This window comes from Pseudomonas sp. Yb2C2 (assembly GCF_052112325.1).
In the GTDB taxonomy this organism is placed as follows: domain Bacteria; phylum Pseudomonadota; class Gammaproteobacteria; order Pseudomonadales; family Pseudomonadaceae; genus Aquipseudomonas; species Aquipseudomonas marginalis.
On sequence record NZ_JAVAJK010000011.1, the window covers coordinates 188,834 to 202,389 of the forward strand.

General features: G+C 61.6%; 14 protein-coding genes. 2 read left to right on the top strand and 12 right to left on the bottom strand.

Annotation, left to right across the window (positions count from 1 at the left end; all coding sequences use genetic code 11):
- The first annotated feature begins 13 nt into the window (after positions 1–13).
- Positions 14–370 carry a hypothetical protein gene (locus Q8X51_RS17335; RefSeq protein ID WP_065925838.1) on the top strand — a complete coding sequence of 119 codons (357 nt, stop codon included), beginning with the start codon at positions 14–16 and terminating at the stop codon, positions 368–370.
- Between the two features lie 57 nt (positions 371–427).
- Here Q8X51_RS17335 and Q8X51_RS17340 read toward each other — a convergent pair whose 3' ends face one another.
- The 11 genes from Q8X51_RS17340 to Q8X51_RS17390 all read right to left on the bottom strand — a co-directional run bounded on the left by Q8X51_RS17340 (position 428) and on the right by Q8X51_RS17390 (position 9,819).
- Complete coding sequence (locus tag Q8X51_RS17340) at positions 428–1,279, bottom strand: transporter substrate-binding domain-containing protein (protein WP_407694658.1); 852 nt, start codon at positions 1,277–1,279, stop codon at positions 428–430.
- Positions 1,276–2,052, bottom strand: a complete 777-nt coding sequence (locus Q8X51_RS17345; RefSeq protein ID WP_315871198.1) for an amino acid ABC transporter ATP-binding protein — start codon at positions 2,050–2,052, stop codon at positions 1,276–1,278. Before Q8X51_RS17345 ends, Q8X51_RS17340 begins: the two co-directional genes overlap by 4 nt.
- The gene (locus Q8X51_RS17350; protein ID WP_027607849.1) at positions 2,049–2,708 is read right to left on the bottom strand and encodes an amino acid ABC transporter permease; all 660 of its coding nucleotides are present in this window, start codon (positions 2,706–2,708) and stop codon (positions 2,049–2,051) included. The genes Q8X51_RS17345 and Q8X51_RS17350 overlap by 4 nt, the downstream gene beginning before the upstream one ends.
- Complete coding sequence (locus tag Q8X51_RS17355) at positions 2,689–3,354, bottom strand: amino acid ABC transporter permease (protein ID WP_057725386.1); 666 nt, start codon at positions 3,352–3,354, stop codon at positions 2,689–2,691. Before Q8X51_RS17355 ends, Q8X51_RS17350 begins: the two co-directional genes overlap by 20 nt.
- A gap of 587 nt (positions 3,355–3,941) precedes the next feature.
- Positions 3,942–4,724, bottom strand: a complete 783-nt coding sequence (locus tag Q8X51_RS17360) for a MetQ/NlpA family ABC transporter substrate-binding protein (RefSeq protein ID WP_027607851.1) — start codon at positions 4,722–4,724, stop codon at positions 3,942–3,944.
- Between the two features lie 149 nt (positions 4,725–4,873).
- Entirely contained in the window at positions 4,874–5,794 is a 921-nt protein-coding gene (locus Q8X51_RS17365; RefSeq protein ID WP_407694659.1) for a sigma 54-interacting transcriptional regulator, read from the bottom strand.
- Between the two features lie 49 nt (positions 5,795–5,843).
- Entirely contained in the window at positions 5,844–6,425 is a 582-nt protein-coding gene (locus tag Q8X51_RS17370) for an alpha/beta hydrolase (RefSeq protein WP_407694660.1), read from the bottom strand.
- Positions 6,426–6,735: 310 nt separating this feature from the next.
- On the bottom strand, positions 6,736–7,137 hold the full coding sequence (locus Q8X51_RS17375; RefSeq protein ID WP_010565408.1) for an ExbD/TolR family protein: 402 nt from the start codon (positions 7,135–7,137) through the stop codon (positions 6,736–6,738).
- A 1-nt stretch (position 7,138) separates the two neighbouring features.
- Positions 7,139–7,858, bottom strand: coding sequence for a MotA/TolQ/ExbB proton channel family protein (locus Q8X51_RS17380; protein ID WP_027607855.1), 720 nt, complete (start codon positions 7,856–7,858; stop codon positions 7,139–7,141).
- 54 nt (positions 7,859–7,912) lie between these two features.
- Positions 7,913–8,728 (bottom strand): energy transducer TonB, encoded by an 816-nt coding sequence (locus Q8X51_RS17385; RefSeq protein WP_012721645.1) that lies wholly within the window; start codon positions 8,726–8,728, stop codon positions 7,913–7,915.
- A gap of 224 nt (positions 8,729–8,952) precedes the next feature.
- Positions 8,953–9,819, bottom strand: coding sequence for a LysR family transcriptional regulator (locus Q8X51_RS17390; protein ID WP_065941143.1), 867 nt, complete (start codon positions 9,817–9,819; stop codon positions 8,953–8,955).
- A gap of 108 nt (positions 9,820–9,927) precedes the next feature.
- On the opposite strand from Q8X51_RS17390, the gene Q8X51_RS17395 reads away from it, so the two are divergent.
- On the top strand, positions 9,928–11,115 hold the full coding sequence (locus Q8X51_RS17395) for a CynX/NimT family MFS transporter (protein ID WP_065926338.1): 1,188 nt from the start codon (positions 9,928–9,930) through the stop codon (positions 11,113–11,115).
- On the opposite strand, the gene Q8X51_RS17400 is transcribed toward Q8X51_RS17395, so the two are convergent.
- The gene (locus tag Q8X51_RS17400; protein ID WP_407694661.1) at positions 11,086–13,401 is read right to left on the bottom strand and encodes a TonB-dependent receptor; all 2,316 of its coding nucleotides are present in this window, start codon (positions 13,399–13,401) and stop codon (positions 11,086–11,088) included. The genes Q8X51_RS17395 and Q8X51_RS17400 overlap by 30 nt on opposite strands.
- Positions 13,402–13,556: the final 155 nt, after the last annotated feature.

Consider the following 13,556-nt stretch of genomic DNA (forward strand, 5'->3'; position numbering starts at 1 on the left):
TGAGGTAGACCCAATGAGCAGCCAAAAGACAAAAAAACTTCCGTCCCTGCAAATCAATGAGGCCAAACCACCGACTCCCCCCTCAGACTACTGGTTACTGTCCTTGAGGGATGTGCCCCCCGAGGGAGCAACCGCCGTCATTCAGCCTACCGACATAGGCACAAGCAATGATCGCCTGCAGATTTACATCGATGGCGAAGTCGTGGTGGACAAAGAGTTCAACAATCAGCCGCCGCGGGAGATTCAGGCATTCATTCCCAGGGATGCATTGCTGAAGAACATAGGCCAGCGGCAAATCCACTACATGATCCGAATCGGCCAGGGAAATGGCGAGATGGGCGACTCCGAAAAATTCCACATCACCCATTGAACAGGGGCCTGGATTATTGCTGATCGTTCCCACGGAGTGGGAACGATCAGCTAGGAATCAGCCCTGCCACTTCCCGCCTTCGACAATCACACTCTCAGGCTTGGTGTCATCGCTCAGCTCCTTGCGCACATATTGGTCATACAGCTTGAGCAGGAATTTCTCCTCACCCAGCTTCGCCAACTCGGCATTCACCCAGTCGCGCAGTTCGATATTGCCCTTCTTCACCGCCGGGGCAATCGGCGCTTCGTCACCGAGTTTCTCCTCCAGTACGCGGTAGCCCGGGTTCTGCTTGGCCCAGCTGAACAGCACCAGGTTGTCTTGCGCATAGGCATCGCCACGCCCGGCCGACAGCGCTTGCAGCGACTCGGAGTTTTTCTCGAACTTCAGCAGTTTCCAGTCCGGGTGGTTCTTGGTCAGCCAGATATCGGCAGTGGTGCCGGTGGTAACGATGGTGGTGCGGGTGGCCAGGTCATCCAGGCTTTTCACCGCGCTGTCCTGGGGCACCAACGCCTGCACCGCGACTTTCAGGTTGGGGTTGGTGAAGTCCACCGCCTCCTTGCGCTCGGGGGTCACGGTCATGTTGGCGAGGATCAGGTCGACCTTGTCGCTTTGCAGGAACGGAATACGGCTGGCCGGCTCGACGGCGACGAATTCGATTTTGTTCTCATCGCCCAACAGGTCCTTGGCGAATTGGCGACCGATGTCGGTATCGAAGCCGACGTAGCGCCCGGCTTCGTTGACAAAGCCAAACGGTGGCTTGTCGGTGAATACGCCGACGATCAGCTTGTCCCGCGCCTTGATCTTGTCGAGGTAGCTCACGGCGGCAGCAGGTTTAGCAGGCTCTTCGGCCTTTTTATCGCAGCCGGCCAGTAGGGCGACAGCCAACAGTGGCAGCAGTAACTTTTTCATAGCAGCTCCAGTTCCTGGGTTTTCTTGGGCAGTGTTGAGACAAAGGAGAATTTCTCCAGGAACTGCTGCGCGCGTGCGGTTTGCGGGTTCGTAAAGAATTCTTCGGGGGTGTTGTGTTCGAGGATGCGACCGGCCTCCATAAACACCACGCGGTCGGCGACGGCGCGGGCGAAGGCCATTTCGTGGGTGACGATCAGCAGGGTCATGCCATCGCGGGCCAGGCCCTGGATCACCTCCAGCACTTCCTTGACCATCTCCGGGTCGAGGGCGGCGGTGACTTCGTCAAACAGCATGACCTGAGGGTTCATGCACAGCGAGCGGACGATGGCGATGCGTTGCTGCTGGCCGCCGGAGAGCTGGCGCGGGAAGGCGTCGCGCTTGTCCGCCAGGCCGACGCGCGCCAGCAGTTTCTCGGCCTGCTGGCGGGCTTCGCGCGGCTCGCGCTTTTGCACTTTCAGCGGGCCGAGCAGGATGTTGTCGAGCACACTCATGTGCGGGAACAGGTGGTAGCTCTGGAACACCATGCCTACGTCCTGGCGCACCTGGCGCCAGTCGGTGGTTTTATCCAACAACTCCTTGCCGGCAAACCGCAGGCTGCCGCTATGGGCCACTTCCAGGCCGTTGAGGCAGCGCAGCAAGGTGCTTTTGCCGCAGCCGCTGGGGCCGAGGATCACCACCACTTCGCCGCTTTGCACACTCAGGTCGATGCCCTTGAGCACCTGCTGGTCGCCGAAGAATTTGTTGAAACCCTGGAACTCGATCAATGCGCTCATGCTTGGGCCCAGCGCCGTTCCAGCACCTTGGAGGCGGCCGACAACGGGTAGCAGATAAAGAAGAAAAACAGGAACAGCGCGCCGTAGATCAACACCGACTCATAGGTGCGCTCGATGATTTGCTGGCCGACCTTGATCACGTCCACCACACCGATCAGCACCGCCAGGGAACTGGTCTTGATGATGCGCGTGTAGACGTTGATGGTCGGCGGCGTCATGCGCTTGAGGGCCTGGGGCAGCAACACGTAGCCGTACAACTGCGGGTCGGACAAGCCAATCGACAGGCCGGCTTCGCGCTGGCCGCGGGGCAGCGAATGCAACGCGCCGCGTACCACTTCGCCCACTTCGCTGGCGCCCCACAGCGACAACACCAGCACCGCGCACCAGAAGCTGGGGATGCTCAGGCCAAAGAAGATCGGCAGGCCAAAGAACAGCAGGTACAACCACACCAGCACCGGAATCGCCCGGAACAGCTCCAGGTAAACCCGCAGCACCGCGTTGACCAGCCTGTTGTTCAAGGTGCGCAGCACGCCATACAACACGCCGCCGACCGTACTGAAGGCGATGCTCAACAACGAAATCGACAGGGTCTGCGCAGCACCCTTGCCCAGTTGCGGCAACGACACCCACAACAACTCAAGACCCGAACTGGCCATGCTGGAGCCTCCTTTCCAGGCGGCTGAGCAGCAACGACAGCGGCAAGAACAGCAGCACGCAAATCAGCGTCAGCACGGCGAGCATTTCGTAGGTTTTGTAGTAGAGGGCGATGTAGCTCTTGGTGGTGTAGAGAATCTCCGGCACTGCCACGGCAGAGACCACGGTGGTCTCCTTGAGCAGGAAGATGAAGTTGGCGAACAACGCCGGCAGGCTGAGGATGCCGGCCTGGGGCAGGATCACATGACGCAGCAGTTGCCAGTCCGACAGGCCGATGGACTTGCCCGACTCGATCTGCGCCAGCGGCACCGCTTCCACACCGGCGCGCAGTACTTCGGTGAGGTAGGCACCGCCGAGGAACGTCATGGTGATGATCGCCGCCCAGAACCCGGAGATATTCAAACCCAGCGCCGGCAAGGCGAAGTACACGAAGAACAGCTGGATCAGCAGCGGTGTATTGCGCGCCAGTTCCACATAGAGCGCCACCAGGCGCGACAGGTACGGCGTGCGAAACACCAGCAGTGCGGCGTTGATCAGCGCCACCAGCAACGAGGTGGCAATGGCGATCAGGCCCACTTGCAGCGTGACGCCCACGGCTTTCAGAAACGCCGGCAGGGTGCTGAGGATAAAAGCGAAATCGAAGGTCATTGTGAGTCCATGACACCGCAGGGGTAATGCGGCGAGCGTCGTCCGATCCGGCGTGGGTAACGCCGGGTAGCGCGAACTTTAAAGGTATAAAAAGTAAAATTTAAATACCGAAATAGCATATTGATATCACCCAAAAAGATAACCGACGGATTCGCGGGTTTTCCAGGTGACGGCTATGGTTGGGGGGTCAGTGTTTCGAGGGAATGAACAATGAACAAAGCGAAACCGATTGATCCGCAGGAGCTGGTGAAATGGTTGGTGGCGTTGCGCAGGGCGATCAATAGCCGGGATCTCTAAAACACCGTAGATCCAATGTGGGAGGGGGTTTGCCCTAATGCCAGTCAGTTAAGCGTACATCGCCTCCTGTAGGAGCGAGCTTGCTCGCGAAAAACGTCAACGATAACGCGTGCTTCCTGAATGAACGCGGCGCCTGTGAGTTTTTCGCGAGCAAGCTCGCTCCTACAAAAAGCCTTCTGACTGGCAAGCCCCTTCCCACATTTTTATTGCATTCCAAATTCCAGGCATAAAAAACGCCGACGCTGTAGTAGCCGCCGGCGTTGAAACCTTGAAGGGGGTTTTGGCTTACATCAGAACGCGGGCACGACTGCGCCGTTGTACTTCTTCTCGATGAAGGCTTTGACTTCCGGGCTGGTCAGGGCCTTGGACAGTTTCTGGATAGCGTCGCTGTCCTTGTTGTCCGGGCGCGCCACCAGGAAGTTCACGTACGGCGACTTGGCATCTTCGATGATCAGCGCGTCCTTGGCCGGGTTCAAGCCAGCTTCCAGGGCGTAGTTGGTGTTGATCAAGTCCAGGTCAACCTGGTCCAGCACCCGTGGCAGCAGGGCCGATTCCAGCTCCTTGAACTTCAGGTTCTTAGGATTGCTGGCAATGTCTTTCGGCGTGGCCAGGGCGTTGGTCGGGTCTTTCAGGGTGATCACACCGGCTTTCTGCAGCAGCAACAGGGCGCGGCCGCTGTTGGAGCCTTCGTTCGGGATGGCCACGGTGGCGCCATCCTTGAGCTCGGAAATATTCTTGATCTTTTTCGAGTAACCGCCGAAGGGTTCAACGTGCACGCCAACCACGGTGACCAGGTTGGTGCCCTTGCCCTTGTTGAAGTTTTCCAGGTACGGCAGGGTCTGGAAGTAGTTGGCGTCCAGGCGCTTCTCGGCAACCTGTACGTTTGGCTGTACGTAGTCGGTGAAGACTTTGATTTCCAGATCCACGCCTTCTTTGGCGAGGGTTGGCTTGACCAGTTCAAGGATCTCGGCGTGCGGGATCGGGGTGGCGGCCACCACCAGTTTCTCGTTGGCCTGGGCGAAGCTTGCAGTCAGGGCAGCCGCCAATGCGGTAAACAACAGAACCTTTTTCATGCAGTGTCCTTATCGAAATTCCGGGGCGTCTCTGACGACCGTTTTTTATGTGGTGTGCCAGCGAAGTGCTATCGCGGCGTGGAATGGACAATACCTAGATTTTTTATTCCCGAACAATATCTTTTATTCACGTTGATATTCCATTTTACTCATGTAGCTGCTTGCTCGCGTAGAAAGCTGCGCAAGGTTTCCCGCTCAGCCAGGCTGGCATTGGCGAAGATGCGCTGCACTTGCTCCAAGGGCGACCCCGCCACCGGCAGGTTCAGGTGTTCGGGCAGAATTTCGTCGCCGCTGCTCACCAGCAAGGCGAAGTGGATGACGTTCTCCAGCTCGCGGGTATTACCCGGCCAGCTGTGGTGTTCCAGTACGCGCTGGGCGGCGTCGCTGATCAACGGCACCGGCAGGTCCAGGCGCTGGCTGTAGATACCGAGGAAGTACTCGGCCAACGACAGGATATCGCCCACCCGCTCACGCAATGCCGGCAGATCCAGCTGGCCTTCGCTCAGGTAATGGAACAGCCGCTCATGAAACTTGCCGGCGGCCACGGCCTGGGCCAGGTCGATGCTGGTGGCGGCCACCAGGCGCACGTCCACCGGGCTCGGCTGGTGAGCGCCCACGCGGGTGACTTCATGGTTTTCCAGGGCCGCCAGCAGTTTCACCTGGATCGGCAGCGGCAAGTCGCCGATCTCATCCAGATACAAAGTGCCGCCATTCGCCGAGCCAAACCACCCGGCCCGGCTGCTGGCCGCGCCACTGTGGGCGCCTGCGGCGTAGCCGAACAGTTCGGCGTCGGCGTAGGTTGGGCTGATGGCGCCGCAATTGACCGATACAAACAAACCGGAGCGGTCGCTGCCCCGGTGAATATGCCGCGCCAGCAATTCTTTACCGCTGCCGGTCTCGCCTCGAATCAATACAGGCAAGGCGCGCGGGGCGAGATTTTCCAGGTCTTCGCGCAGCTTGCGCGAGCGTGGGTCGACAAACACCAGCGCCTTGGCGCGGATGCTCAGCGGGCTTTTTTCGGCGTCGGGGAAGGTCAGCAGCGGCTGACCGAAGGTTTCATGCAGACTCATGGCAGGCTCCCGCCCCAAATCCACTCAGGGACGGGGCGTTGAAAAAATATCAGGCTGTGCGCCGGGCGTGATGCTCGAGGCGGCTTTGCAGGCGATACAGGTAGGCGAACCCCTGCTCCCAGCGCTGGTGACCGGACTTCACATTGATATGCCCGGCCCCCGACAGGATGCCGGCTTCGGCGCCCCAATTACGCGCCAGCTCCAGGGCCCGGGGGGCGCTGACGGCGCTGTCGTTATCGGAACTGACCACCTGGCTGGGAAACGGCAGCAGGTCGGTCGGGATCGGCGCAAAGTTGCGCAAGGCCGGCGAGCAGGCTGGCCGTTCAACATCCGCCGGAGCCACCAGCAAGGCCCCGCGCACCTGCCGCAGGAACTGCACGGGTGCGGTGGCAGCCCAATGGACCACGGTGATGCAGCCCAGGCTATGGGCGATCAGAATTACCGGGGTGCTGTCGGCGGCAATCGCCTCGGCCAGCGCAGCCACCCAGTCCTCGCGGCGCGGCGTCAGCCAATCGGCCTGCTCCACCCGTGCGCTGTTGGGCAGGCTGTTCTGCCAGTGACTTTGCCAATGATCTTCTGGCGATCCTTGCCAGCCCGGCACGATCAGATAACGAATCGACTCGCTGTGCATGGGTGTGCCCTCCTGCAGCGTTTAACGTTGTAGGACAGTATAGGGACGAGGGTTATATTCGTTAAGGAATAAGAAGCTATTTATTAATAACCAAAAACTCAAACCTGCATGAGGTTCAAATGTGGGAGGGGGCTTGCTCCCGATGGCGGTGGGTCAGCTGACAAATAGGCCAACTGACACTCCGCCATCGGGAGCAAGCCCCCTCCCACATTCCACATTGGGATTTGGCGGTGTGGCTTGAATTCCAGGCAAAAAAAAAAGGCCGCACCCTGCCAAGGAAACGGCCAAAAAATTGTCGAGGCTTTTGCAACTAACGTGCGGTAATCACCGACAGCTTGGTAATCCCCGCGCGCTCGATAGACGCCATGGCTCGCGCCACTTCGCCGTAGTTCACACCATCGTCAGCCTGCAGTTGCACCCGCACATCGGGGTCCTTGGCCTTGGCCGCCTGCAGGTTGAATTCCAGCAGGTCCGGCTGGATTTCGTCCTTGTTGATGAACAGTTTGCCGGCGCCGTCGATGCTCACCACCAGCGGGTCCTTCTGCTCCACCGGGGCTACGGCCTCGGTCTTGGGCAGGTTGATCGGGATCGCGTTGGTCAACAGCGGCGCGGTGACGATAAACACCACCAGCAGCACCAGCATCACGTCCACCAGGGGCGTGACGTTGATCTCGCTCAGTACCTCATCACTGTCTTGCGTGGAGAAGGCCATATCAGGACGCCTCCTTCACTTTTTGCGGGTTACCCGGCGCATGTTTAGTCAGGGCAGGATGCAGCAGCACACGGAAGGAGTTTTTCTGCGCCAGGCTGTAGAAGTCGTGGGCAAAGTCATCCAGGTCCGCCGCCGTGAGCTTCAGGCGACGCAGGAAGTAGTTGTAGACCAGCACCGCCGGCACCGCGACGGCGATCCCCACGCCCGTGGCAACCAGGGCGGCACCGATGGGGCCGGCCACGGTTTCAAGGCTGGCGGAGCCGGCGGCGCTGATGCCCTTGAGCGCTTCCATGATCCCCCACACGGTGCCGAACAGGCCGATAAACGGCGAGGTGCTGCCGATACTGGCGACCACGGCCAGGCCGGTTTCCAGGGACCGGCGCTCACGTACGATCTGCTGGCGCAGGGCACGCTCGAGGCGGTCCTGGTGGTTGATCGCCTGGCTCAGGTCGGCCGCGTGCGGCGCTTCCCCGACCTGGATCGCGGCGTAACCGGCCTGGGCCACACGGGCAGCGGCGCCGGGCTGGGTTTCGGCCAACTCGGCGGCCGAGTCGAGGCTCGACGCCGCCCAGAACTGTTTGTGGAACTTGCGATCCTGCGCTTTGAGGCGACCGAACTGCACGCCCTTGAGCAGGGCCAGGCCCCAGGTGGCGACCGAAAAGACCACCAGCAGCCAGATCACCGCGCTTTCGATGGATTCAAGTGGAGATGCTAATGCCATGATGTTTTCCCTCTGTACAAGTCGCGGCGTGTGCTGCACACCGCAGCGCAATAGTTAGTGAATCTTGAAGTCGATCGGTACGCTGACCCAGCCGTCCTGGGCCACATCGCCCTGCTTGGCCGGCACGAAGCTCCACCGCTTCACGGCGGTCAGTGCGGCGTCGTCGAGTTGCTGGCGACCGCTGCTTTTCTGGACCTGGATCTCGCCCGGCTTACCGCTGGCCAGTACATGCACCCGCAATAAAACCGTGCCTTCCCAACCGCGACGCTGCGCCAGTGACGGGTACTCCGGCGCCGGGTTCTTGAGGTACGCGGCGTTGGCCGAAGCCGGTGTCACCGGGGCTGGCGCGGGCGGAGCGGGCGCGGGTGCCGGTGGCGCCGGTTGCGGTGGCGTGGGCGCCTGCTCGACCGGTTTCGGTGCGGGCTTGGGCTCAGGCTTTGGCACCGGCTTGGGCTTAGGTTTTGGAATCGGCTTGGGCGGCGCCGGCTTGGCGGCCAACTCATCCACCACCGGCGGCGGCGGCTCGACAACAGGCGGTGGCGGTGGTGGCGGCACAGGCGGTGGCGGTTCCACCACGGGCGGTGCCGGCTGGGAAAATTCGATGGTCATCGGCGGAATTTCCGGCGGCACAATCGGCAGCACCGGCGTGGGTTTCTGGCTGACCCAATAAATCACTGCACCGTGCAGGGCCAACACCAACAAACCGAGCAGGATCCCTTCGCGGCGGCTGGAGAAGCGCTTCGGGGTTTGCTGCGTTCGCAATTGCCCCAACGGCGCGCGGTGCGGCCGGCCAAGGTCGACCAACTCACCACTCGGTGCCTGGCGCCATTGCGCCTCGGGTGCACTGGCGGCGGTCTGGACATTGCCCATTGATTGACTCCCTACGGTTTCGAAACAAAAAAACCGACGGGCCTGCGTGGAAGGCCGTCGAGGGCTGAATCATCGGGGCCAGACGCTTATCTCTTAAAGTAATCTTTGAAGTTATAGATAGATCAAATTTGAATAAAGGAATGCTCTGCAAACACTAAAGCCCCGGCCCACGTGGCCTGGAGCCGAGGTGGTTTTTTTTGATGCTTTTCAGGCATACAAAATATTCAGTTAAGGCATGGCTCAACGGGGCTGTTTGCACACAAATCGAACAGCTCAGCCTGCAAGCACTGCCCCGCGGCACTCAGGCCATGACGGGCATACAACGCCAGGCGCACGCCTTGCACCACGGGCAAACCGCTGTCCGGCCCCAGTTCCACATGCCCTGGCTGCACGACCCGTCGCGGCAACAGACTCACACCCAACCCCGCCGCCACCGCCGAACACACGCTGGCCAGGCTTGCGCTGGAATAACCGATGCGCCAGCGCCAGCCGCCCACTTCCAGGTGGTGCAACATTTCATTGCGGTACAGGCCGCCCACCGGGAATGCCACCAACGGCAGAGGGTCGCGCCCCAGGCACGGCGTGCTGCGGCTGTCTACCCAACACAGCGGCTCGGGCCACGAGGCCAGGCAGTCATCGCTGCTGCCCATCTGCTTGACCAGCAACACATCGAACTCGCCGCTGCGGTATTGACGCTGCAACTCGGGCCCCAGGCCGCTGGTGACCTCCAGGCGCACCCGTGGATAGGCGAGCACAAATGCCGACAGCAACGGCATCAGGCGCTCGGCGGCAAAGTCTTCCGGTACCCCCAGGCGCAGCACGCCGTCGCTCTGTTGGTTGATCAACACATCGGTGGCTTCTTCATGCAGCGCGAGGATGCGTCGCGCATAGGCCAGCAAGCGTTCGCCCTCAGCGGTGGCGACCACGCGGCGCTGGTCGCGGTCCAGCAACTGGCACGCCACCGCCTCTTCCAGGCGGCGGATCTGCTGGCTCACGGTGGATTGGGTCAGGTGCAGGCGCTCGGCGGCGCGGGTGAAGTTGCCGCAGTCCACCACGGCGACAAAGCTGCGCAACAACACGGGATCGAACATCAGCGTCACCATTCTCTTTGCCACTGGTTGGCATGGTTATATTTAATTTCAGAATACCTTGGGTACTGACCATACTCACGCCTCATTTACCGACTGCAAGAGCGTTGCATGACCCTGAATAAATCCCTCGCCGGCTGGGGCCTGCTGGTGGTGCTCGGCCTGAACCTGCGGCCGATCCTCAGTTCCATCAGCCCGTTGCTCGGCGAGATCCGCCAGGCCACCGGCCTGAGCTTCCAGAGCAGCGCCTTGCTGACCAGCCTGCCAGTGGTGTGCATGGGGCTGGTGGCGCTGGTGGGCGTGCGCGTGGAAGCCCGCCTGGGTGAGCGGCGTGGCATCGCCCTGGGCCTGATGATGATCCTGCTGGCGTGCCTGGCACGCTGGCTGATGGGCCAGGCGTCGGCGCTGCTGGTCACGGCGCTGCTCGGCGGCGCGGGTGTGGCGCTGATCCAGGCCTTGGTGCCGGCGATGATCAAGCGCGAATTCCGGCATCGCGTGCCGGTGGCGATGGGTGTGTACTCGGCCTCACTGATGGCCGGCGGCGGGCTCGCTGCGCTGCTCAGCCCGCTGGTGGCCACGCATTTCCAGGAATGGCAGGCGGGGTTGGGGGTGTGGCTGCTGCCGGCGTTGGGTGCCTTGCTGCTATGGGCCTGGCTGCCACTGGGCGCGGCCAGAAATCCACAGGTGGTGCCGGCCTTCAAGGACCTGCGCAATCGCCGCGCCTGGTTGCTGGCACTGTATTTCGGCCTGGTCAATTGCGGCTACATGAGCCTGGTGGCGTGGCTGCCGGCCTACTATCAGCAACTGGGTTGGGGCGTGCTGCCCAGCGGTTCGCTGCTGGCGTTCATGACCATCTTCCAGGTGATCGCCGCGCTGTTGATGCCGGTGCTGGCGCAGCGCGGTATCGACCGTCGGCCGCTGCTGGGCATCGCCCTGCTGGCCCAGACCGTGGGTTACCTCGGCCTGATCGTCGCGCCGCAGGAATATCCGCACCTCTGGGTGGCGTTGTGCGGCTTCGGCCTGGGCGCGTGTTTCGCCCTGAGCCTGCTGCTGACCCTCGACCACCATCGCGACCCACGCCAGGCCGGGCAACTGGCGGCCTTTGTGCAAGGCGTGGGCTTCTTGATCAATGCGGTGTCGCCGTGGCTGACCGGCTGGCTGCGCGGGCTGACCGGCAACTTTGTCAGCGCCTGGGTGGTGCTGACGGTCACGGCGGTGGCGATGCTGGCGGTGACGCGCGTGTTCAGCCCGGCCACCTATCGCACGGGGCTAGAAGTCATAGCGCCCGGTCACCCCTAGCGTGCGCGGCGTACCGAGCAGGCCTTCGTAGCCGCCGTTCCCCCCCGTCCACAGCGTGGTGTAGTAGGTCTTGTCGAAGGCGTTTTTCAGCCATAACGACACGTCCCACTGCCCCTGCTCATAGTTGCCGCGCAGGCCGGTGGACAGGTTGACCACGGCGTAGGCGGGAATCTGTCCATAGTCGGAGTCCTCCACCGTGCCCACGGCCTTGGAGCGGAAGGCATAGCTGGCGGTGACATAGGGTTCGAAGCCGTTATCCAGGTTCCACTTGTATTCGCCGTTGGCGTTGGCGATCCATTTCGAGGCCCCCACCACTTGGTGCCCACTCAGGTCGCAGGAGGCCGGCGCACCGGGGCGCAGACTGACTTCCGGCGGGCACGGCGCATCCTTGTAAGACAGGTAGCTCACATCGTTGAACGAGCCGTTGAGGTTCAGCGTCAGGCCCTTGATCGGCACCAGGGTGCTTTCCACCTCGACACCCCGCGAGCGCACCGAACCGGCGTTGGTCAGGTACTGCACACGGTTGTCCTGGTCATAGGCATTGGTCTGGTAGCCGTTGACCTGGGTCCAGAACAGGTTGGCATTGAGCTGCAGCCGCCGGTCCCACAGCGTGCTTTTGAAACCCAGTTCGGCGTTGTTGGCGCGCTCGGTGCCGATCAACAGCGAGTCGGCCCCGGCCGTCGGTGCTGAGCCTACCGCCAGGTTGACCCCGCCGGACTTCTCGCCATGGGACAGCGTCGCGTAGCCCAGCAGGTTTTCGTTAAAGCGGTAGCTCAGGTTGAGCAAACCCGAGGGGCTGGTGCTGTATTGCGTGAGGTCGCCGGAGTCGTACGCCCCCGCGCGGCCACGTCGAGCCGTCGCGGCAGCACCGGTGACCGCCGCACCGCCAAGGGGAGCGTTGCGCGTGACCCAGGCACTTTTTTCTTCGTAGGTGCCGCGCAGGCCGGCGGTGAAATCCAGGCGCTCGGTGAGGTGCCAGGTGCCCTGGGCAAACAGTGCAAAACTGTCGGTGCGAATGTGCCCGTTGCCGACGCTGCTGACATTGGCCAGTGCGCCGGCCGGCGTGCCATTCCAGATATCGGCCTGAGGCCCGTAATAGCTGAAGGACTTGTTGTCCAGCGAGTTGCCGAAGTAGTAGGCACCGAGGACGTAATCGAAGAAACCGCCGGTAGGCGAAGCCAGCCGGAACTCCTGGGACCACTGCTTATCTTCCACCGACACCCCGGCGTTATACGACGCCGGCACGTTAAGGCCGTCGTCGTTACGCGGGGTGAAATTCCAGAAGCGATAGGAACTGACCGAGGTCAGGGTGAAATCGCTCGGCAACGTCCAGTTGGACTCCAGCGACGTGCCGCCCTGGAACACGGTGACGTGCTGGTCGCTGTCCAGGTTGACCTTGCGGTGGGTGCCATCGACCAGGGTCGCGCCTGCGGCGTTGGCCCGCGACTGGTAGAGGTTGGTGCCGTTGATGGTCGGCCCGGTGCTGTACAGCACCCGGGTGCCGGCGCTGGAATCCTCTTCGTTGTAATCACCGATCCAGCGCAGGTTGAAGGTCTCGCTGGGCTTGTACAGCAGTTGCCCGCGAAAGCCCTGGCGCGAGCCGCCGTTAAGGTCATGGCCGTTGTATTCGTTCTTGATGTCGCCGTCGCTGCGGGTGCGATAGACCGAGAAACGCCCCGCCAGGTCATCGGTGAGCGGGCCGGAAATCGTGCCCTTGGTCTGGAAGTAGCCGTCCTCGCCCAGCGAGGTTTCAATGCTGCGCTCCGGGGTAAAACTCGGCGCGCGCGTGCTGATGTTGATCACCCCGGCGGTGGTGTTTTTGCCGAACAAGGTGCCTTGCGGGCCACGCAAGACTTCAAGCTGTTCGATGTCCATCAGGTCGAACACCGCCATGCCCGGCCGCCCCAGGTACACGTTGTCGATATACAGCCCTACGCTGCCCTCAAGGCCATCACTCGCCGGGTTGTTGCCCAGGCCACGAATCGACACGCTGGACTGGCGCGCATGCATATAAGCGACGTTGACGCTGGGCACCAGTTGCTGCAAATCCTGAATCCGATACACCCGTTGGCTCTCCAGGGCCTGGCCGCCGATCACGCTCATGGGCGTCGGCACTGCCTGTGCGCTTTCGGTGCGCCGCCGGGCGGTGACGGTGACCGTCTCCAACTCGCCGCCGGCGCTCTCGCCCTTGCTTACCGGCGCGGGCGTTTCGGCGGCCTGGGTCGGCGACCAACTGGAACTGCCGGCCACCAGAATGGCCAGGGGCAAGGACTTCAACAGACTCATAAGCGGCTCCGGAACCCGGAAATATCCATCGACAGATATTCCTTTAGGTTATTTATTTATGTTTTTACGAACATTTACTGCATAAGAGATAGCCTTTATAAGGAGTCGACCTAATGCATAGCCAATGCATTTCCCGGATATTTTTGATGTGAAAA

Excerpts from the sequence above, each read along its gene's own strand:
- Q8X51_RS17335 (WP_065925838.1), top strand. The coding sequence starts at position 14 with ATGAGCAGCCAAAAGACAAAAAAACTTCCGTCCCTGCAAATCAATGAG.
- Q8X51_RS17340 (WP_407694658.1), bottom strand. The coding sequence starts at position 1,279 with ATGAAAAAGTTACTGCTGCCACTGTTGGCTGTCGCCCTACTGGCCGGC.
- Q8X51_RS17345 (WP_315871198.1), bottom strand. The coding sequence starts at position 2,052 with ATGAGCGCATTGATCGAGTTCCAGGGTTTCAACAAATTCTTCGGCGAC.
- Q8X51_RS17350 (WP_027607849.1), bottom strand. The coding sequence starts at position 2,708 with ATGGCCAGTTCGGGTCTTGAGTTGTTGTGGGTGTCGTTGCCGCAACTG.
- Q8X51_RS17355 (WP_057725386.1), bottom strand. The coding sequence starts at position 3,354 with ATGACCTTCGATTTCGCTTTTATCCTCAGCACCCTGCCGGCGTTTCTG.
- Q8X51_RS17360 (WP_027607851.1), bottom strand. The coding sequence starts at position 4,724 with ATGAAAAAGGTTCTGTTGTTTACCGCATTGGCGGCTGCCCTGACTGCA.
- Q8X51_RS17365 (WP_407694659.1), bottom strand. The coding sequence starts at position 5,794 with ATGAGTCTGCATGAAACCTTCGGTCAGCCGCTGCTGACCTTCCCCGAC.
- Q8X51_RS17370 (WP_407694660.1), bottom strand. The coding sequence starts at position 6,425 with ATGCACAGCGAGTCGATTCGTTATCTGATCGTGCCGGGCTGGCAAGGA.
- Q8X51_RS17375 (WP_010565408.1), bottom strand. The coding sequence starts at position 7,137 with ATGGCCTTCTCCACGCAAGACAGTGATGAGGTACTGAGCGAGATCAAC.
- Q8X51_RS17380 (WP_027607855.1), bottom strand. The coding sequence starts at position 7,858 with ATGGCATTAGCATCTCCACTTGAATCCATCGAAAGCGCGGTGATCTGG.
- Q8X51_RS17385 (WP_012721645.1), bottom strand. The coding sequence starts at position 8,728 with ATGGGCAATGTCCAGACCGCCGCCAGTGCACCCGAGGCGCAATGGCGC.
- Q8X51_RS17390 (WP_065941143.1), bottom strand. The coding sequence starts at position 9,819 with ATGTTCGATCCCGTGTTGTTGCGCAGCTTTGTCGCCGTGGTGGACTGC.
- Q8X51_RS17395 (WP_065926338.1), top strand. The coding sequence starts at position 9,928 with ATGACCCTGAATAAATCCCTCGCCGGCTGGGGCCTGCTGGTGGTGCTC.
- Q8X51_RS17400 (WP_407694661.1), bottom strand. The coding sequence starts at position 13,401 with ATGAGTCTGTTGAAGTCCTTGCCCCTGGCCATTCTGGTGGCCGGCAGT.